Annotated in this window: 18 protein-coding genes; 16 read left to right on the top strand and 2 right to left on the bottom strand. The window is 66.1% G+C overall.

The genetic code is table 11. The annotated features are described in order from the left end of the window. From AC3WLE_RS26465 to AC3WLE_RS26455, 3 genes are all read left to right on the top strand, one after another. The coding region (locus tag AC3WLE_RS26465) for a murein hydrolase activator EnvC family protein (protein ID WP_492363600.1) at nucleotides 1-414 on the top strand (414 nt) is incomplete at its 5' end. A 6-nt stretch (nucleotides 415-420) separates the two neighbouring features. Then, nucleotides 421-1,599 (top strand): RNA polymerase sigma factor RpoS, encoded by a 1,179-nt coding sequence (rpoS, locus tag AC3WLE_RS26460; RefSeq protein ID WP_011615628.1) that lies wholly within the window; start codon nucleotides 421-423, stop codon nucleotides 1,597-1,599. Then, a complete protein-coding gene (locus tag AC3WLE_RS26455) occupies nucleotides 1,596-2,432 on the top strand; it encodes a 3'-5' exonuclease (protein ID WP_492319878.1) in 837 nt (278 codons plus the stop codon). The genes rpoS and AC3WLE_RS26455 overlap by 4 nt, the downstream gene beginning before the upstream one ends. 30 nt (nucleotides 2,433-2,462) lie before the next feature. On the opposite strand, the gene AC3WLE_RS26450 is transcribed toward AC3WLE_RS26455, so the two are convergent. Then, a complete protein-coding gene (locus AC3WLE_RS26450) occupies nucleotides 2,463-3,317 on the bottom strand; it encodes an endonuclease/exonuclease/phosphatase family protein (RefSeq protein ID WP_492352821.1) in 855 nt (284 codons plus the stop codon). 251 nt (nucleotides 3,318-3,568) lie between these two features. On the opposite strand from AC3WLE_RS26450, the gene rlmD reads away from it, so the two are divergent. After that, nucleotides 3,569-4,873 (top strand): 23S rRNA (uracil(1939)-C(5))-methyltransferase RlmD, encoded by a 1,305-nt coding sequence (rlmD, locus tag AC3WLE_RS26445; RefSeq protein WP_492352826.1) that lies wholly within the window; start codon nucleotides 3,569-3,571, stop codon nucleotides 4,871-4,873. 70 nt (nucleotides 4,874-4,943) lie between these two features. Here rlmD and AC3WLE_RS26440 read toward each other — a convergent pair whose 3' ends face one another. Further along, nucleotides 4,944-5,648 (bottom strand): Bax inhibitor-1/YccA family protein, encoded by a 705-nt coding sequence (locus tag AC3WLE_RS26440; protein WP_010809421.1) that lies wholly within the window; start codon nucleotides 5,646-5,648, stop codon nucleotides 4,944-4,946. 373 nt (nucleotides 5,649-6,021) lie between these two features. Here AC3WLE_RS26440 and ndk point away from each other — a divergent pair, with 373 nt between their 5' ends. From ndk to hflK, 12 genes are all read left to right on the top strand, one after another. Then, complete coding sequence (ndk, locus tag AC3WLE_RS26435; protein WP_010809422.1) at nucleotides 6,022-6,447, top strand: nucleoside-diphosphate kinase; 426 nt, start codon at nucleotides 6,022-6,024, stop codon at nucleotides 6,445-6,447. A gap of 53 nt (nucleotides 6,448-6,500) precedes the next feature. After that, nucleotides 6,501-7,655 (top strand): dual-specificity RNA methyltransferase RlmN, encoded by a 1,155-nt coding sequence (gene rlmN, locus AC3WLE_RS26430; protein ID WP_010809423.1) that lies wholly within the window; start codon nucleotides 6,501-6,503, stop codon nucleotides 7,653-7,655. After that, the gene (gene pilW, locus AC3WLE_RS26425) at nucleotides 7,652-8,431 is read left to right on the top strand and encodes a type IV pilus biogenesis/stability protein PilW (protein WP_492319880.1); all 780 of its coding nucleotides are present in this window, start codon (nucleotides 7,652-7,654) and stop codon (nucleotides 8,429-8,431) included. Before rlmN ends, pilW begins: the two co-directional genes overlap by 4 nt. Continuing rightward, nucleotides 8,424-9,389: a RodZ domain-containing protein gene (locus AC3WLE_RS26420; protein ID WP_492319881.1), complete on the top strand. Its 966-nt coding sequence runs from the start codon at nucleotides 8,424-8,426 to the stop codon at nucleotides 9,387-9,389. The genes pilW and AC3WLE_RS26420 overlap by 8 nt, the downstream gene beginning before the upstream one ends. A 38-nt stretch (nucleotides 9,390-9,427) precedes the next feature. Then, nucleotides 9,428-10,720 carry a flavodoxin-dependent (E)-4-hydroxy-3-methylbut-2-enyl-diphosphate synthase gene (gene ispG, locus AC3WLE_RS26415; protein ID WP_492319882.1) on the top strand — a complete coding sequence of 431 codons (1,293 nt, stop codon included), beginning with the start codon at nucleotides 9,428-9,430 and terminating at the stop codon, nucleotides 10,718-10,720. Nucleotides 10,721-10,759: 39 nt separating this feature from the next. Further along, nucleotides 10,760-12,130: a histidine--tRNA ligase gene (gene hisS / locus AC3WLE_RS26410; protein ID WP_010809427.1), complete on the top strand. Its 1,371-nt coding sequence runs from the start codon at nucleotides 10,760-10,762 to the stop codon at nucleotides 12,128-12,130. A gap of 69 nt (nucleotides 12,131-12,199) precedes the next feature. Beyond that, a complete protein-coding gene (locus tag AC3WLE_RS26405; protein ID WP_439670731.1) occupies nucleotides 12,200-12,832 on the top strand; it encodes a tetratricopeptide repeat protein in 633 nt (210 codons plus the stop codon). A gap of 68 nt (nucleotides 12,833-12,900) precedes the next feature. Next, entirely contained in the window at nucleotides 12,901-14,076 is a 1,176-nt protein-coding gene (bamB, locus tag AC3WLE_RS26400) for an outer membrane protein assembly factor BamB (protein ID WP_492319883.1), read from the top strand. A 220-nt stretch (nucleotides 14,077-14,296) separates the two neighbouring features. Beyond that, nucleotides 14,297-15,640 carry a ribosome biogenesis GTPase Der gene (gene der, locus AC3WLE_RS26395; protein ID WP_010809430.1) on the top strand — a complete coding sequence of 448 codons (1,344 nt, stop codon included), beginning with the start codon at nucleotides 14,297-14,299 and terminating at the stop codon, nucleotides 15,638-15,640. A gap of 211 nt (nucleotides 15,641-15,851) precedes the next feature. Continuing rightward, entirely contained in the window at nucleotides 15,852-16,091 is a 240-nt protein-coding gene (hfq, locus tag AC3WLE_RS26390) for an RNA chaperone Hfq (protein WP_010809431.1), read from the top strand. A 225-nt stretch (nucleotides 16,092-16,316) separates the two neighbouring features. Beyond that, a complete protein-coding gene (hflX, locus tag AC3WLE_RS26385; RefSeq protein WP_492319885.1) occupies nucleotides 16,317-17,579 on the top strand; it encodes a GTPase HflX in 1,263 nt (420 codons plus the stop codon). A 152-nt stretch (nucleotides 17,580-17,731) separates the two neighbouring features. After that, on the top strand, nucleotides 17,732-19,093 hold the full coding sequence (gene hflK / locus AC3WLE_RS26380) for an FtsH protease activity modulator HflK (RefSeq protein WP_010809433.1): 1,362 nt from the start codon (nucleotides 17,732-17,734) through the stop codon (nucleotides 19,091-19,093). The last annotated feature ends 3 nt before the right edge of the window (nucleotides 19,094-19,096 follow it).

Genomic DNA, 19,096 nt, shown 5'->3' with positions numbered 1-19,096 from the left:
GCGGCAACGCCCGCCGCGCCCGCCGCGGCCGCGGCGCCGGTCGCCGATGGCTCGATGAAGCTGGCCTGGCCGGCAACCGGCCAGACGGTCGGGAAATTCGACGACAAGGGTAATAAAGGCATCGATATTGCGGGCAAGAAGGGCGATGCGGTGCTGGCTGCGGACGATGGTCGGGTGATTCACGTTGGCCCCTTGCGCGGCTACGGGAATCTTGTCATCATCAAACACAACGAGACATTTCTTACTGCTTACGGGCACAACGACAAGGTGCTCGTGGCTGAGCAATCCGCGGTCCGAAAAGGCCAGAAGATTGCGGAGATGGGCAACAGCGATACCGACCGGGTAAAGCTTCACTTCGAAGTCCGCAAGAACGGAAAACCGGTTGATCCGATGCGGTACCTGCCGCCACAGTGAGGGTTCATGCCACGCCAGAAAACTGTCTCCTCCGGAACCGTAAGCAGGGCTCGCCGTCCCAAGCAGCCGGAAGTGAAGGCTGGTGTGGCACATCCCGACGCGCGCGCCGATGCTGAAGGCTTCGAGCCTGATCTCGCCGCCGAACTGATTCCCGTGACCGACGAGCCCATCGCCACGTCCACTTCGGTGGGCCTGCGCGAGGCCGACCTGCTTGCCGACGACAGTGAGCGCATCGTGCGCGACGACGATGAGGACGAGTCGGAAGACGAGGAAGAAGAGAGCGCGGAAAATGGCACCGACAGTGCCGCCCCCGAGCATGATGATTTCCGCACCGTGCTGCATACCGAGCTGGCTGCGGACACCGTCCAGCACTACCTGAACCGCATCAGCATCAAGCCGCTCCTGTCGGCCCCGGAAGAACTGCATTTTTCCACGCTGGCCAAGGACGGCGACTTTGCCGCACGCCAGGTCATGATCGAGCGCAACCTGCGGCTGGTGGTCAGCATCGCCAAGGGCTACCTCAATCGTGGCGTGCCCCTGCTCGACCTGATCGAGGAAGGCAACCTGGGCCTGATGCACGCGATTGAAAAATTTGATCCGTCGCGCGGTTTCCGCTTCTCGACGTACGCGACCTGGTGGATCCGCCAGAGCATCGAGCGCGCCATCATGAACCAGGCGCGCACGGTCCGCCTGCCGGTCCACGTGATCCGCGAACTCAACCAGGTGCTGCGCGCCAAGCGCCATCTGGAGAAGGGCGGCACCGACGGGCGCGACGCCAGCCTTGAAGACATTGCCCACCTGCTGGGCAAGACGCCGGACGAAGTGCAGGACGTCCTGGCACTCAACGAACATACCACCTCGCTCGATACGCCGTTCGATCTCGATCCCGGCTCGAGCCTCCTGGATTTCCTCTCCGACGAGCACAACGCCGCCCCCGACCAGGAGGTGGCGCACCGCGAGCTGGAAGGGCTGATGAAGCTCTGGCTGGCGCGCCTGTCGGAAAAGCATCGCTATGTGGTGGAGCGCCGCTTCGGCCTCAACCATATCGAGCCCGCCACGCTGGAAGAGCTGGCCGAGGAAATGGGCCTCACGCGCGAGCGCGTGCGCCAGATCCAGCAGGAGGCGCTGGTCAAGCTCAAGCGGCATTTCGCTTCGCAAGGTGTCAGGAAGGATGCTGTTCTATGACCCCTGTGCTGGTATTCGACATCGAGACCATTCCCGATGTTGCCGGCCTGCGCCGTTTGCATGACCATCCCGATGCGATGAGCGACGCCGAAGTCGCCGAGCATGCGTTTGCCGCCCGCCGCGAAAAGACCGGCAGCGATTTTCTCCCGCACTACCTGCAGCGCATCGCCGCGATTTCCTGCGTGCTGCGCCGCACGCACCGCGACGGCTCGGCGGTGTTCCACGTCGGCTCACTGGGCACGCCGGAAGACGGCGAGGCCACGCTGATCCAGAAGTTCTATGAACTGATCGCGCGCTACAGCCCGCAACTGGTTTCATGGAACGGCGGCGGCTTCGACCTGCCGGTGCTGCATTATCGCGGCCTGGTCAACGGCGTCACCGCGCCGCGTTACTGGGAGATGGGAGAGGGCCGCGACGACGACAGCCGCGACTTCAAGTGGAACAACTACATCAGCCGCTACCACATGCGGCACCTGGACCTGATGGACCTGCTGGCCATGTACCAGCCCCGCGCCAGCGCGCCGCTGGATGACCTGGCCAAGCTGTGCGGCTTCCCGGGCAAGATGGGGATGGACGGCAGCAAGGTCTGGCAGGCGTTCCAGGCCGGCCAGCTCGACGAGATCCGCGCCTATTGCGAGACCGACGTCGTCAACACCTACCTGATGTACTGCCGCTTCCAGCTGATGCGCGGCGGCATGTCGCCGCGCGAGTTCGACGTCGAGATGGAGTTCGTCCAGGAGTCATTGGCCGAGCTGCCCGGCGAGCAGTGGATGGAATACCTGCAGGCATTCCGGCTGCAGCGTCTCACGCCCGAAGCCGAAGACCTAGACTGAGCACGGCGGCGACGCGCCGCCGACACGAATTCACAAATCCAGCGACAGCAGGATCGGCTGGTGGTCCGAGTTGGCCGTATCGGCATCGACCTCGCAGCGCCGGATCCGCCCGGCGAGATTCTCCGTCACGAACATGAAATCGCAGGCGAACGGCGCCTCCGGCCATTGCTCCTTGTCGTACAGGGCGCAGGTCGGCGCATGCGGCTGGCCTGGGTGTGTGTGCAGCCAGGCATCGCGCCAGGGCGGCGTGGCGTCGTCAAAGGGCTCGAGCACACGGCGGTAGGCAATATCGTCAGGCTTGCTGTTGAAGTCGCCGCACAGGACAGCCTCGGCCGGGCGCGGCTCCGGCGTGAACGGGCCCGGCCATTTCTCGCTGCGGCCGGGGCGGCGCGCATGGTCGCAGGCTTCGGCGTGCCAGGTGCGCAAGGCTTCGGCTTGCGCGGCGCGCTGGTGTGATGAGTAATACTCCAGGTGCGTGCAGATCACGCGCAGCCGCCGGGTGCCGACTTCGACCGTGGCTTCCAGCGCCACGCGCGGCATCGACGCCACCTGCGGGTCCGCCGGCCAGGGCAGGGCGTGGCGGAAGACTTCGCGCACCGGCAGGCGCGTGGCGATCAGGTTGCCGAATTGCTTGCGCCCTCCGGTGGCGGTGCGCCGGTCGACACCAGGCGCGTAGAGCAGGTGGTAGCCGGGCAGCAGGGCGGTCAACTCCGCCACCTGGTCTTCCCCCGGGCTGCCGCGCAGTTCGCCGAAGCCGCGCGTGACCTCCTGCAGGCAGATGACGTCGGCGTCGGCAATGCCGCGCAGGGTGTCGACCTGGCGGCCCAGGTCGACATGCCCGTCGGCGCCGCGACCCCATTGGATATTCCAGGAAATCAGTTCCATTTGCCGTCTCCGTCACGTCGCCGGGAAGCAGCCGCCGGTGCCGGCCCGGTCTGGCATACAATCCCGCTTTCACAAAACAATACGTCAGGTTTCGTCTGGTGTCCCAAGCCGTGTCCTCCCCACAAGAAACGCCGGCAGCCCCGGCCGCTGTTGCCGCTCAAGGTGCTGCTCCCGTCGCAAAAGAGTCCCGTGTCCGCGCCGACGCTGGCGCCCCCGCGGCCGATCCCGTGGTGTCGATCGACAGCCTCGACATGGAGGCCCGCGGCGTTGGCCGCCTGGTGAATGAGGACGGCACGCCCGGCAAGGTGATCTTCGTCGAAGGCGCGCTGCCCGGCGAGACCGTCAGCTACCGCAGCTTTCGCCGCAAGCCCAGCTACGAGCAGGCCCACCTGATCGAGGTCCGGCAGGAATCGGTGATGCGCGTGAAGCCCGGCTGCCAGCATTTCGGGGTCTGCGGCGGGTGCTCGATGCAGCATCTCGATTCGCGCGCCCAGCTGGCAATCAAGCAGCGCGTGCTGGAAGACAACCTGTGGCACCTGTCCAGGGTGAAGCCCGATGTGGTGTTCCGCCCCATCGCCGGGCCGGACTGGGGCTATCGCTACCGCGCGCGGCTGACTGTGCGCCATGTGGCCAAGAAGGGTGGGGTGCTGGTCGGCTTCCATGAGCGCAAGAGCAGCTATGTGGCCGACATGACCCGTTGCGAGATCCTGCCGCCGCATGTGTCGGCCATGCTGGTGCCGCTGCGCGAGCTGGTTGGCGGCCTGTCGATCCGCGACCGCATGCCGCAGATCGAGCTGGCCGTGGGGCAGGAAGTCACCGCGCTGGTGCTGCGCATCCTGGAGCCGCTGACCGATGCCGACAAGGACCTGCTGCGCGCCTTCGCCGACCAGCACAAGGTGCAGTTCTGGCTGCAGCCCAAGGGCCCGGATACGGTTTATCCGTTCTATCCGGCCGATGCCGAGCTGGCCTATACGCTGCCGGAATTCGGCATCCGCATGCCGTTCAAGCCGACCGATTTCACCCAGGTGAACCACCAGATCAACCGCGTGCTGATCGGCCGCGCGCTGCGTTTGCTGGACGCGCAGCCGCAGGACCGCCTGCTCGACCTGTTCTGCGGCATCGGCAACTTCACGCTGCCGCTGGCCACGCAGGGCAAGTCGGTGATGGGCATCGAAGGCAGCGAGGCGCTGACCACGCGAGCGCTGGCCAACGCCGAATACAACGGGCTGGCGGCCAGGACCGAGTTTGCCTGCCGCAACCTGTTCGAGGTCACGGCCGAGGACATTGCCGCGCTGGGCCGCTTCGACCGCTGGCTGGTCGATCCGCCGCGCGAAGGCGCGCTGGCGGTATGCAAGGCGCTGGGCGAACTGGCGCAGCAGGGTAGCGACGTGCTGCCGCAGCGCATCGTCTACGTATCGTGCAGCCCAGCCACGCTGGCGCGCGACGCCGGCCTGCTGGTGCACGAGGCGGGCTACCGGCTCGCCGGCGCGGGCGTGGTCAACATGTTCCCGCACACCTCGCACGTGGAGTCGATCGCGGTGTTCGATCGCGGCTGATCGCGCAAGTCGCACCAAAGAAAAAACCGGCCATCAGGCCGGTTTTTTCATGCTGCAGGGGAGGTTGCCGTCACTCGCGGCTGCCGCCGAAGATGCCCAGCAGCGCCAGCAGGTTGACGAAGACGTTGTACACGTCCAGGTAGATTGCCAGCGTGGCGGTGATGTAGTTGGTCTCGCCGCCATTCACCACGCGCTGCACATCGAACAGGATGTACGCCGAGAAGATACCGATGGCGATCACCGACACCGTGATCATCAGCGAGGGCAGCTGCAGCCAGATATTGGCGACGCTGGCCAGGATCAGCAGGATCACGCCGACGAACAGGAACTTGCCCAGGCCGGAGAAATCACGCTTGCTGACCGTGGCGATGGTCGCCATTGCACCGAATACCGCCGCCGTGCCGCCAAAGGCATACATGATCAGCGCCGGCCCGTTGGAGAACTGCAGCGTCACGCCGATCAGCCGCGACAGCATCAGCCCCATGAAGAACGTGAAGGCCAGCAGCAGGACCACGCCCATGCTGCTGTTCTTGGTCTTCTCGATACCGTAGAAGAACCCGAACGCGATGCCCAGGAACAGGATCAGCGACAGGAAGGGGTTGCCCGCCATGAAGCTGAAGCCTGTGGCCACGCCGATCCACGCACCGAGCACGGTGGGGATCATCGAGAGGGCCAGCAGCCAGTAAGTGTTGCGCAAGACCCGGTTGCGAACGACGACGTCAGTGACGGTCGACGCACTGTTGCCGAAACCGTAGGTGTTCAGCTTGTTATCCATGGTGACTCCTGTCTCAAAACGGTGAGGCGCCGGGCTGCGAGGCTTCGGATGCGAAGATTCGTATGGAACCCGGACGGAACCATCGTCAATGTGGCACCTGGGAGGTGGAATTGCAAGGGCGGGGTAACTCATGAGTCACCTCTTGCATTGCTTTGCGCCGTTCGGTGCCGCTCACATTGGATGTTAGCCGGGGCGGCGTGTTCCTGGCATGACAAGGTTGTAATGTGTTCATTGGCATACTTGGCGTCCGGTTGTGCGGCAAGGGCGGCCCGACACACGCGAGAGCAGGGAAGACCCTCGAAAGGGTCATAGTCTTCGTGCTAGAATCGCACGTTTAATCCATTTGTAACCCCTTCATTTTTCGGAGTTTTTCATGGCGATCGAACGCACCCTGTCGATTATCAAGCCGGATGCCGTGGCCAAGAACGTCATTGGCCAGATCTACGCCCGTTTCGAGGCCGCCGGCCTGAAGATCGTTGCTGCCAAGATGGTGCACCTGTCGCGCGGCGAAGCCGAGCAGTTCTACGCTGTCCACAAGGAGCGTCCGTTCTTCAAGGACCTGGTGGATTTCATGGTTTCCGGCCCGGTCATGATCCAGGCCCTGGAAGGCGAGAACGCCATCGCCAAGAACCGTGACCTGATGGGCGCCACCGACCCGAAGAAGGCCGAGAAGGGCACCATCCGCGCCGATTTCGCCGACAGCATCGACGCCAACGCCGTGCACGGCTCGGACGCCGCTGAAACGGCTGCCGTGGAAGTGTCGTTCTTCTTCCCGGGCATGAACGTCTACAGCCGCTGATTGTCCGGCGCTGCTGCCAGGACTAGACTGACACCGAAGCTGAGTTTGCCGTCATGAACGCTCTCGTCAACCTGCTCGACCTCGACGCGGACGCGCTCACCGCTTATTGCGGCGAGCTCGGCGAGAAGCCGTTCCGTGCGCGGCAACTGCAACGCTGGATCCACCACTACGGTGCCAGCCGCTTCGACGCCATGTCGGATCTCGCCAAGTCGCTGCGCGAAAAGCTCGCGACGCGGGCCGAGATCCGCGCGCCTGCCGCCATCACCGACCACCTGTCGGCCGACGGCACGCGCAAGTGGCTGCTCGACGTGGGCCAGGGCAACGCGGTGGAAACGGTCTACATCCCCGAGGAAACGCGCGGCACGCTGTGCGTTTCCTCGCAGGCGGGGTGCGCCGTCAACTGCCGCTTCTGCTCCACCGGCAAGCAAGGCTTTTCGCGCAACCTCAGCACCGGTGAAATCATCGGCCAGCTGTGGATGGCGGAGTTCGCCATGCGCGAACAACTGGGCCGCGGCCCCAAGGACGACCGCGTCATCTCCAACGTGGTGATGATGGGCATGGGCGAGCCGCTGCTGAACTACGATGCTGTCGTGCCGGCCATGCGCCTGATGCTCGACGACAACGCCTACGGCCTGTCGCGCCGCCGCGTGACGCTGTCCACCTCCGGCGTGGTGCCGATGATGGACCGGCTGTCCAAGGATCTCCCGGTGGCTCTCGCCGTGTCGCTGCACGCGTCCAACGACGCCCTGCGCGACGTGCTGGTGCCGCTGAACAAGAAGTACCCGCTGGCCGAACTGATGGCGGCATGCCGCCGCTACCTGGAATTCGCGCCGCGCGATTTCATTACTTTCGAATACTGCATGCTGGACGGCGTCAACGACGGTGTCGAGCATGCGCGGGAACTGCTGAAGCTTGTGGCCGACGTGCCGTGCAAGTTCAACCTGATCCCGTTCAATCCTTTCCCCGAATCGGGCCTGAAGCGTTCCAACAACGATCAGATCCGGCGCTTTGCGCAGGTGCTGATGGACGCAGGCATCGTGACCACCATCCGCAAGACCCGCGGCGACGATATCGACGCCGCCTGCGGCCAGCTGGCCGGGGAAGTGAAGGACCGCACGCGCCTGGCCGAGCGCGGCAAGTTCGGCAAGATCACGCCACTGGTGCCGGTCGCTGCTTCCGGCCAGCCTCGGGAGGTTCGCCCTGCATGATCCGTCTGCTCGCTGCGGCCCTGCTGGGGCTGCTGATGTTGTCCGGCTGCCAGCTGCCGCATGCGCCGGCGCAGGATCCCCAGACCGCTTCCGACCAGACCGATGCAAGGCGCCGCGCCGGCATCCGGCTGCAGCTTGCCACCAACTACCTGGAGGCGGGCCAGAACGCGGTCGCCCTTGACGAGATCAAGCAGGCCATTGCCATCGATCCGGCGCTCGCCGACGCCTACCATGTGCGCGCGCTGATCTACATGAACATGAATGAGCGGACGCTGGCCGATGACAGCTTCCGCACGGCGGTGTCGATGCGTGCCAACGACGGCGACCTGCTCAACAACTACGGCTGGTTCCTGTGCCAGGAAGGGCGCTACGGCGAGGCCGTGCCGATGCTGCAGCGCGCGATGTCGGCGCCGTCCGCAGGCGGCCCCGCCAAGCCGCTGATCAGCCTGGGCGCGTGCGAGCTGCGCCAGGGCCACAGCGCCGAAGCGGAAAAGAACCTGAAGGCCGCGCTCGGCTACGACCGCAACAACCCGGTGGCCAACACCAACCTTGCGCTGGTCTTCTACCGGCGCGGCGATTTCGCGCAGGCCCGGCAATATGTCCAGCGCGTCAACAACAGCCAATTTGTCAATGCGCAATCCCTCTGGCTGGGAGCGCGCATTGCCCACCGTCAGGGCGACAGCCGCACGCAGGATGCGCTTGGGGCGCAACTGCGCAGCCGCTTCCCCGACTCGCGTGAGTTGACCGCCTACGAACAAGGAGCATGGGATGAGTGAGCACGACCGCGCCGCAGGCCAGGCCGTACCGACGCAACAAGTCGGCGGGGGCGCGCACGAAGGAGAACGCGAAGCTGCCGCACGCGAGATCGGCGCAGCGCTGGCGCGCGAGCGCGAGGCGCAGCGCATGTCGGTGGAAGACGTCAGCGCGCGCCTGAAGGTGGCTGCAGGCAAGCTGCGCGCGATCGAGGCCGGCAACCTGCAGGCACTGCCCGACGTGACCTTCGCCAAGGGCGTGATGCGTGCCTATGCGCGCATGCTGCACGTCGACATCGACCCGCTGCTGGCACGCTTCCAGCCGCGCCCGGTGGCGCAGGTGGCGGAAATTGCCCGGCAGCGCGAGGGTGGCATCAATGCGGCCTTCGACGACCGCAACCGCTTCCGCTCGGGCGGCAACGGCGGCCGCTGGGTCTGGCTGGCGCTGGTGGCCGTGCTGGTGGCCGCGGGCGGCTGGTTCGGCCTTGACCATATCCGCGCATGGATCGATGCGCGCAGCAGCGCTGCCGAGACCGTAACGGCTGAAGCGCCTGCCGTGATCCAGAGCACGGAAGCTGGCACCGTGACGGCGGCGCTGCCGCCGGTCATGGCCGCCAGCGATTCGCCGGCGCCGTCTGCCGAAACCGCTCCGGCCAGTGCCGCCGCAGCTCCCGTGGCCGCGACGGCACCCGCAGCCGCTTCCGCGCCTGCAGCTGCCGCGGCACCGGCTGCGCCAGCAGGCGAGGGCGAACTGCAGATCCGCTTTGCCGGCGATACCTGGTATGAGATCCGGGACAATAGCGGCAAGATCGTCATGGGCGGTACCGCCAAGGCCGGCCAGACCGTGGCCGGTGGCGGCACGGCCCCGTACAAGGTGGTGATCGGCAACGTCAAGGGCGTCGAGTCGTTGACGCGCAATGGCACGCCGGTCGACCTGAAGGCAGCCAACCGCAACAACGTGGCGCGCCTGACGCTGCCCTGACGCGGGCGCGCGGTGCGTCTTTGCAAGGTGGTAACGCTATGAACCAACAGCTCTGTCTCCCGGTCCTGCCCGGTCCGCTGCCGCGCCGCCAGACGCGCCAGGCGCGCGTTGCGTGGGGCGACAATGTGGTGACCATTGGCGGCAGTGCGCCGGTGCGCGTGCAGTCGATGACCAACACGGATACGGTCGATGCCATCGGCACGGCCATCCAGGTCAAGGAACTGGCGCGTGCGGGCTCGGAGATCGTGCGCATCACGGTGAACACGCCCGAGGCCGCCGCCGCGGTGCCGTCGATCCGCGAGCAGCTCGACCGCATGGGCGTGAACGTGCCGCTGGTGGGCGACTTCCACTACAACGGCCACAAGCTGCTGCAGGACTATCCGGCCTGTGCCGAGGCGCTGTCCAAGTACCGGATCAACCCCGGCAACGTCGGCCAGGGCGCCAAGCGCGACACGCAGTTCGCGCAGATGATCGAGATGGCGTGCCGCTACAACAAGCCGGTGCGCATCGGCGTGAACTGGGGCAGCCTGGACCAGGACCTGCTGGCACGGATCATGGACGAGAACGCCGGGCGCGCCGAGCCGTGGCCGGCGCAGAGCGTGATGATCGAGGCGCTGATCACCTCGGCCATCGACTCGGCCAAGAAGGCCGAGGAAATCGGCCTGCCGGGCGACCAGATCATCCTGTCGTGCAAGGTGTCGCAGGTGCAGGAACTGGTCGCGGTGTACCGCGAGCTGGCACGCCGCTGCGACTACGCGCTGCACCTCGGGCTGACCGAGGCCGGCATGGGCAGCAAGGGCATCGTGGCGTCGACCGCGGCGCTGTCGGTGCTGCTGCAGGAAGGTATCGGCGACACCATCCGCATCTCGCTGACGCCTGAACCCGGCGCGCCGCGCGAGAAAGAGGTGTACGTGGGGCAGGAGATCCTGCAGACCATGGGCATGCGCAACTTCACCCCGATGGTGATTGCGTGCCCGGGCTGTGGCCGCACCACCAGCACCGTCTTCCAGGAGCTGGCGGCAAGCATCCAGGCCTATCTGCGCGAGCAGATGCCGCAATGGAAGACCGTCTACCCGGGCGTCGAGGAAATGGATGTGGCCGTGATGGGCTGCATCGTCAACGGCCCGGGCGAGAGCAAGCACGCCAATATCGGCATCTCGCTGCCGGGCTCGGGTGAATCGCCGGCGGCGCCGGTGTTCGTCGACGGCGTCAAGGTGAAGACGCTGCGCGGCGAGCGCATTGCAGAAGAATTCCAGGCGATCGTAGATGAATACGTTCGCACGCATTACGGCCCGGGCGCTGCGCGGGCCGACAAAGAAGTGGCAGCCTGAGCCGGACCGGCCGGGTGCCAGCAGCCTGACAAGAACAGAATGACGCAATCCGAGAACGTGGCCGCCGCAGGCGGTGCCAAGACCGAACCGAAGGTGCGCCCCGCCAAGGCCCTGCAGGGCGTGAAGGGCATGAACGACATGCTGCCGGCGGACGCGCCGCTGTGGGAGCATTTCGAGAATGCCGCACGCGCCATGCTGCGTGCCTACGGCTACCAGCAGATCCGCACGCCGATCGTCGAGCATACGCAGCTGTTCGTGCGCGGCATCGGCGAGGTCACCGACATCGTCGAGAAGGAGATGTACTCCTTCACCGATTCGCTCAACGGCGAGCAGCTGACGCTGCGCCCCGAAGGCACCGCCGCGGCCGTGCGCGCCACCATCGAGCACAACCTGCTGTACGACGGCCCCAAGCGCCTGTGGTACACCGGCCCGATGTTCCGCCACGAGCGTCCGCAGCGCGGCCGCTACCGCCAGTTCCACCAGCTTGGCGCCGAGGCGTTGGGCTTTGCCGGCCCGGACGTGGATGCCGAAATCATCCTGATGTGCCAGCGCCTGTGGGACGACCTGGGCCTGGTTGGCGTGCGCCTGGAGCTCAATTCGCTGGGGCAGGCCCATGAACGCGCCGCGCACCGCGAACAGCTGATCAAGTACCTGGAAGGCTTCCAGGACATCCTGGACGACGACAGCAAGCGCCGCCTGTACACCAACCCGCTGCGCGTGCTGGACACCAAGAACCCGGCGCTGCAGGAGATGGCGGCCAACGCGCCCAAGCTGATCGACTTCCTCGGCGAGGAGTCGCTGGCGCACTTCGAGGGCGTGCAGCGCCTGCTCAAGGCCAACAACATCCCGTTCAAGATCAACCCGCGCCTGGTGCGTGGCCTCGACTACTACAACCTGACGGTGTTCGAGTGGATCACCGACAAGCTGGGCGCGCAGGGCACCATCGCCGGCGGCGGGCGCTATGACCCGCTGATCGCGCAGATGGGCGGCAAGCCGGCGCCGGCCTGCGGCTGGGCCATGGGCATCGAGCGCATCATCGAGCTGATCCGCGAAGAGGGCGTGGTGCCCGACGCGGCGGGCTGCGACGTCTACCTGGTGCACCAGGGCGAAGCCGCCGCGCAGCAGGCGATGATCGCCGCGGAACGGCTGCGCGACGCGGGCCTGGACGTGGTGCTGCACGCCAGCCCCGACGGCAAGGGCGGCAGCTTCAAGTCGCAGATGAAGCGTGCCGACACAAGCGGCGCGGCCTATGCCGTTATCATTGGCGACGACGAAGTGGCTGCCGGCGTGGTCCAGGTCAAGGAACTTCGCCAGCGCGAGCAGGCCGAAGGCGGTGGACAACAGGCCACCGTGCCGGCCGAGGGACTGGTCGATTACCTGATCGACGCCATGGTCGGCGCCAGCGAATAAATCGCGCGCCGGCCAGCCGGAAAACCCCAGTACACGAGTACCTAACCCAACGCAGGTGATTGCCTCGACATGGCTTACGATCTAGAAGAACAGGAACAGCTTGAGAATCTGAAGGCCTGGTGGCGCCAGTACGGCAATGCGCTGACCTGGGTGCTGATCGTCGCGCTGCTGGCGTTCGCCGGCTGGAACGGCTGGAAGTACTGGGAACGCAAGCAGGCCGGCGAGGCCGCGGTGCTGTACGAGCAGGTGCTCAAGGCCGCCGAGGCGCGTGACATCGAGCGCATCAAGCGCGCCGCGACCGACCTGGAAGACAAGTACGGCCGCACCGCCTATGGCCAGATGAGCGCGCTGGTCGCGGGCCGCGTGCTGTACGATGCGGGCGACCTCGCCGCGGCCAAGAGCCAGCTGCAATGGGCCATCGACCATGGCGACCAGGAGTATTCGCACCTGGCGCGCGTGCGCCTGGCCGGCGTGCTGCTCGACGAGAAGGCCTACGACAAGGGCCTGGCGCTGCTCAAGGATGAACCGCCGGCAGCGTTCGTGGCACTGTATGCCGACCGCCGCGGCGACCTGCTCGCCGCACAGGACAAGCGCGACGATGCGCGCACGGCCTATCGCAAGGCGCTGGACAAGCTGGGCCAGGATGAGCCGGCGATGCGCCAGATCATCCAGTTCAAGCTTGATGCGCTGGGCACGGCCTGATCCGGCCGCTCCCGAACGCATGCAAACACCGCATATCCAGCGGATCGTATAAACAGGACCGTAACCCTATGACGTCAGTGCTTTCCCGTGCCGTACATCGCCAGCCCGCCCGCGCCATGACCCGTGCGCTGGTGGCGGTTGCCTGCCTGGCCACACTGGGCGGCTGCTCGCTGTTCAGCAAGGAAAACAAGCACCCGCCCGCCGAGCTCAAGCCGATCTCGGGCACGCTGTCGGTGCGCCAGGCCTGGAAGGCCGACGTGGGCAAGAGCGGCCCCTATTCGATGCAGCCGGCCGCGGCGGGCAACAACGTCTACGTCTCGTCCAACAACGGCAACGTGATGGCGCTGGAAGGCGCCAGCGGACGCGTGCTGTGGAAGGCCAAGGCCGACCTGGACCTGACCTCGGGCCCGGGCAGCGATGGCTCGGTGACGGCGGTCGCCGGCGAGAAGGGCGCCATCTATGCCTTTGACGCCAGCGGCAAGCAGATCTGGAAGAAGCAGGTCAACGGCGAGGTGCTGTCGGCGCCGCTGGTCGGCAACGGCCTGGTGGTGGTGCGCACCACCGACACGCGCGTATTCGGCCTGGACGCCGAGACCGGCGAGCGCCGCTGGATCTACCAGCGTTCGCAGACGCCGCTGAACCTGCGCGCGGCGATGGGGATGGTGTTTGCCGGCGACGGCATCGTGATGGGCTTCCCCGGCGGCAAGCTGGGCGTGCTGACGCCGGGCAACGGCGTGCTGCGCTGGGAGAGTGCGGTCTCGTACCCGAAGGGCGTGTCGGAGATCGAGCGCCTGAACGACGTCACCGGCCTGCCGATGGTGAGCGGGCGCCAGGTCTGCGCCACTACCTTCCAGGGCCGGGTGGCCTGCCTGGAGCTGGCCAGCGGGCAGCCGCAGTGGGGCAAGGATTTCTCGTCGCCGAGCGGCCCGGCGCAGGATGACAATGCAATTTACGCCAGCGACGAGCAGTCGGTCGTGCATGCGTTCGACCGCCAGAACGGCAACGAGCGCTGGAAGAACAACGACCTGCGCAATCGCCGCCTGGGCGCGCCGCTGGCCCTGGGCCGCTCGGTGGTTATGGGCGACTTTGAAGGTTATGTACACTTCCTGTCGCGCGAAGACGGCCAGGTCATCGCACGCATGAAGACCGATGGCAGTGCCATCACCGCCGCGCCCGTGGTGGCGGGGCAGACCCTGGTAATCCAGACCCGCGACGGCGACGTCTACGGTTTCCAGCCTGGCTGACAGGAATCCAATGCGCGCTGCCGTACACCTGTCGGTACGTCTAGCGCCGAATCCGGTAGCATGATCCTTAGCGCGGCAATTGCAGCGGGTCCGTTGACCCGGCACCGCGCCCGACAGGACAAGCGGCAGACCGCGCCCTAGGTGGCGCGGCGTGCCGTCGGATCCATTGACTCCGGAGTTACCGGGGGGCGGCGTGCCGGCCCCCGTTTCCGTTTATTGCATGAAACCAGTTATCGCACTTGTCGGCCGCCCCAATGTGGGCAAGTCGACGCTATTCAACCGCATGACCCGATCGCGCGACGCCCTTGTCGCCGACCTGCCGGGCCTGACGCGCGACCGCCATTACGGGGAAGGGCGCATCGGCGAACGTCCGTTCATCGCCATCGATACCGGCGGCTTTGAGCCGGTGGTCAAGGAAGGCATCGTCGCCGAGATGGCCAAGCAGACCAAGCAGGCCGTGGTCGAGGCCGACGTGGTGATCTTCATCGTCGACGGCCGCCTGGGCCTGGCGCCGCAGGATCGCGCCATCGCCGACTACCTGCGCAAGACCGGCCGGCGCATCATGCTGGCGGTCAACAAGGCCGAGGGCATGAAGTACACCTCGGTGGCGGCCGATTTCTATGAGCTGGGCATGGGCGATCCGTACGCGATCTCCGCTGCCCACGGCGACGGCGTGAGCGAACTGGTCGACGAGGCCATCGAACTCGCGGTCCAGGAGCGCCCCGAGCTGGGCGAAGAGATTCCGGACGAAGGCAAGGGCGTCAAGATCGCCATCGTCGGGCGCCCCAATGTGGGGAAATCCACGCTGGTCAACACGCTGATCGGTGAAGAGCGCGTGATCGCGTTCGACATGCCCGGCACCACCCGGGATGCCATCTACGTGGAGTTCGAGCGCGGCGGCAAGCCCTACACGCTGATCGACACGGCCGGATTGCGCCGGCGCGGCAAGGTGTTCGAGGCGATCGAGAAGTTCTCGGTGGTCAAGACCCTGCAGTCGATCGCCGATGCCAACGTGGTGATCCTGCTGCTCGATGCGCAACAGGATATTTCCGACCAGGACGCGCATATCGCCGGCTTTATCGTGGAGTCGGGCCGCGCGCTGGTGGTGGGCGTCAATAAATGGGATGGGCTGGACGGCCATACCCGCGACCGCATCAAGCATGACCTGGAACGCAAGCTGCAATTCCTGAGCTTTGCGAATTTCCATTTTGTCTCGGCGCGCGAGCGTACCGGCATTGGCGCGCTGATGCGTTCGGTCGATGATGCGTTCGCCGCTGCCATGGTCAAGCTGCCGACGCCGCAGCTCACGCGTGTGCTGCAGGAAGCGGTGGAATTCCAGCAGCCCAAGCGGGTCGGCGCGTCGCGGCCCAAGCTGCGCTACGCGCACCAGGGCGGCTCGAATCCGCCCATTATCGTGATCCACGGCAATGCGCTCTCGGGCGTTGCGGAAACCTACCGGCGCTACCTGGAAAATCGTTTCCGTACGGCATTCAAGCTCAAGGGCACCCCTCTTCGCATCGAATTTCGTACGAACAAAAATCCGTACGCGGACTCGAAGGATTGAGTCCGGAATCGGATTCCTGGCGGGGCAAGTTTTCGTTTGCGTTCGTTTGGAACTGCGGCTAAATTTGCGGTAGCAGGGGGTTCCCTGTGCATTGACGCCGACTTGGTACCGTTTTTGATCTTTTTTCTGGCGCGTTTTTGCGCCGACTGACTTGAACCGGGGATTTCCATCCCCATCATTCACCACTAAACCTATAAATTTGGAGTGTGCCATGAGCAACAAAGGGCAACTGCTACAAGACCCGTTCCTGAACGCGCTGCGCAAAGAGCACGTGCCGGTTTCCATCTACCTCGTCAATGGCATCAAGCTGCAAGGCAATATCGAATCGTTCGACCAGTATGTCGTCCTGCTGCGCAACACCGTGACGCAGATGGTCTACAAGCATGCGATTTCCACTGTCGTTCCTGCGCGCGCGGTCAATTTCCGCGTGGATGACGCCGCCGAGGCCTGATCTCCTTGCGGGCATCGTGCGGGCGCCCCGCGGCGCCGCACTGATGCCCGGCGCCGGTGCGCCATCGCGCCCGGTGCCGCGCGGCCCGGCGGTTGCCAATGCCGCCACCGCTGCCGCCACGTTCCGCATCATGCGGCGGCCTGTCCCGGCAGGGGCCGGGACAGTGTCCGACATCCGCCCGCCTTCCCCCTGAACCCGTTTTTCCCTGCGCTTACGCGCCCTCCCTTGGACCCCAGAGCCACTTCCAATACCGCCCCTTCGCGCGCCATTCTGGTCGGCGTCGACTTCGGCAAGCATGATTTCCAGGAAAGCCTCAGCGAACTGGCGCTGCTGACCTCTACCGCTGGCTCTCTGCCGGTGCATACGTTGACGGGCCGCCGCTCGCGGCCGGATCCGGCGCTGTTCATCGGCTCGGGCAAGGCCGAGGAGCTGAAGGAGGCCGCCGACGCCCTGGATGCCGACGTGGTCGTGTTCAACCACGCCCTGAGCCCGGCGCAGCAGCGCAACCTGGAACGCTTCCTGAACCGCCACGTGATCGACCGCACCGGGCTGATCCTGGACATCTTCGGGCAGCGCGCGCAGAGCCACGTGGGCAAGGTGCAGGTGGAGCTGGCGCAGGTCCAGTACCGCGCGTCGCGGCTGGTCCGCGCGTGGAGCCACCTGGAGCGGCAGAAGGGCGGCATCGGCATGCGCGGCGGCCCCGGCGAGCGCCAGCTCGAGCTGGACCGGCGCATGCTGGACGAGCGCGCCAAGCGGCTCAAGTCCGATCTGTCGCGGCTGCAGCGCCAGCACAGCACGCAGCGGCGCGCGCGCGCGCGCAATGACACGCTCAGCATTTCGCTGGTGGGCTATACCAACGCGGGCAAGTCGACGCTGTTCAATGCGCTGACCAAGGCTGGCGCCTATGCGGCCGACCAGCTGTTCGCCACGCTCGACACCACCTCGCGCCGGCTGTTCCTGGACGGGCTGGGCAACGTGGTGCTGTCCGACACGGTCGGCTTTATCCGCGACCTGCCCACGCAACTGGTGGCGGCGTTCCGAGCCACGCTGGACGAGACCGTGCATGCCGACCTGCTGCTGCATGTGGTGGATGCATCGAGCCCGGTGCGCCACGAGCAGATCGAGCAGGTCAACCGCGTGCTGGCGGAAATCAACGCGCTGGACATCCCGCAGATCGTGGTGATGAACAAGATCGATGCCGCGCCCGAGTTGTTGGAGCAGGGCCCGCGCCTGGAGCGCGACGAGGACGGCATCCCCACCCGCGTGTTCCTGAGCGCGCGCGAGGGCATGGGCCTGGATACGCTGCGCGAGGCCGTGGTCGAGGTGGCGCAATGGCTGGCCAGCCGCCCGCCCGAGCCGCAACCCTATGACCCGCGCCTGGCCGACGTGCCCCAGTACGCCGATGCCGGCGATGATGGCAGTGCAGATGAGGGCGGCGTGGCTGACAGCAGCGACGACGCCGACGCGGGGGATTCGGGCAGGCTGTAGCCTGTCAAGTTGCCGTCAGTTCGCCGCCAGTGCTCCGGCCGTTCTGCCCAATCCCGGTGCAATTGCTGCCGGGATTGCGCGAATTGGCCAAAAGTGGCTCGGATGACTGCTAGAATCCCCCTGTTACAAACTTCCCCGGACCCGTGCACTTCATGCCCCAGTTTCCCCGGAATGCTGATTCGAGCCTGACACCAGGCGGCCGCTTCGCGCTGCGCGCGGGCTGGCAGCGCCTGCGCGCCATCTTCTCGCTGAACGATCCGCGCTGGGGTCGCAACGGTCAGGACGACGACGACAAGAAGGACGGTCGCGACGACAACCGCCAGCAGAACCAGCGCCCGCAGCAGGACGGCGGCCCGCCCGACCTGGACGAACTGTGGCGCGACTTCAACCGCCGCCTGAACGGCCTGCTCGGCCGCAAGGACAACGGCGGCGGCAACAATCAGGGCTTTGGCGGTCCGCGCACGCCGGGCAAGGGCTCGGGGGTGGGCGCTGGCGTGATCGTGGCGGCCGTGGTCGGCATCTGGCTGGCCAGCGGCTTCTTCATGGTTCAGGAAGGCCAGACCGCGGTGATCCTGCAGTTCGGCAAGTTCAAGTACTCCACTGGCCCCGGCATCAACTGGCGCATGCCCTGGCCGGTCCAGTCGGCCGAGATCGTCAACCTGTCGGCCGTGCGTTCGGTCGAGGTGGGGCGCTCCACCTCGATCAAGGACAGCAACCTGAAGGACTCGTCGATGCTGACGCAGGACGAGAACATCATCGACGTGCGCTTTACGGTGCAGTACGTGATCCAGGACGCCGGCGAATTCCTGTTCTTCAACAAGACCGACCGCGGTGGCGATGAAGAGCTGGTGACGCAGGCCGCCGAGACCTCGGTGCGCGAGATCGTCGGCCGCAACAAGATGGACGCGGTGCTGTACGAGAGCCGCGAACAGATCGCGCAGCAACTGGCCAAGTCGATCCAGGCCATCCTGACGGCGTACAAGACCGGCATCCGCGTGCTGTCCGTGAACGTGCAGAGCGTGCAGCCGCCCGAGCAGGTGCAGGCTGCGTTCGACGACGTCAACAAGGCCAGCCAGGACCGCGAGCGCGCGATCAGCGAAGGCCAGGCCTATGCCAATGACATCCTCCCGCGCGCCAAGGGTACCGCGGCGCGCCTGAAGGAAGAGTCCGAAGCCTACCGCTCGCGCGTGGTGGCGCAGGCCGAGGGCGATGCCTCGCGCTTCCGTTCGGTGCAGACCGAATACGCCAAGGCGCCGCAGGTGACGCGCGACCGCATCTATCTGGAAACCATGCAGCAGATCTACACCAATTCGACCAAGGTGCTGGTGGACGCGCGCCAGGGCAACAATCTTCTCTACCTGCCGCTGGACAAGCTGATGGCACAGGCCGACGGCCGCGCTGCGCCGCAGCCGGGCCAACCGGGTGCGGCCAGCCCGCCGGCGTCCGCGCCGGATGCCTCGACGGACGCCCGTTCGCGCGAAGCGCTGCGCAACCGCGACCGCGACTCGCGCTGAGGA

Source organism: Cupriavidus sp. FW306-1B-F12B, from assembly GCF_058781795.1.
Note: the sequence above shows the minus strand (reverse complement) of the source record. Positions and strands in the feature narration are given on the sequence as shown.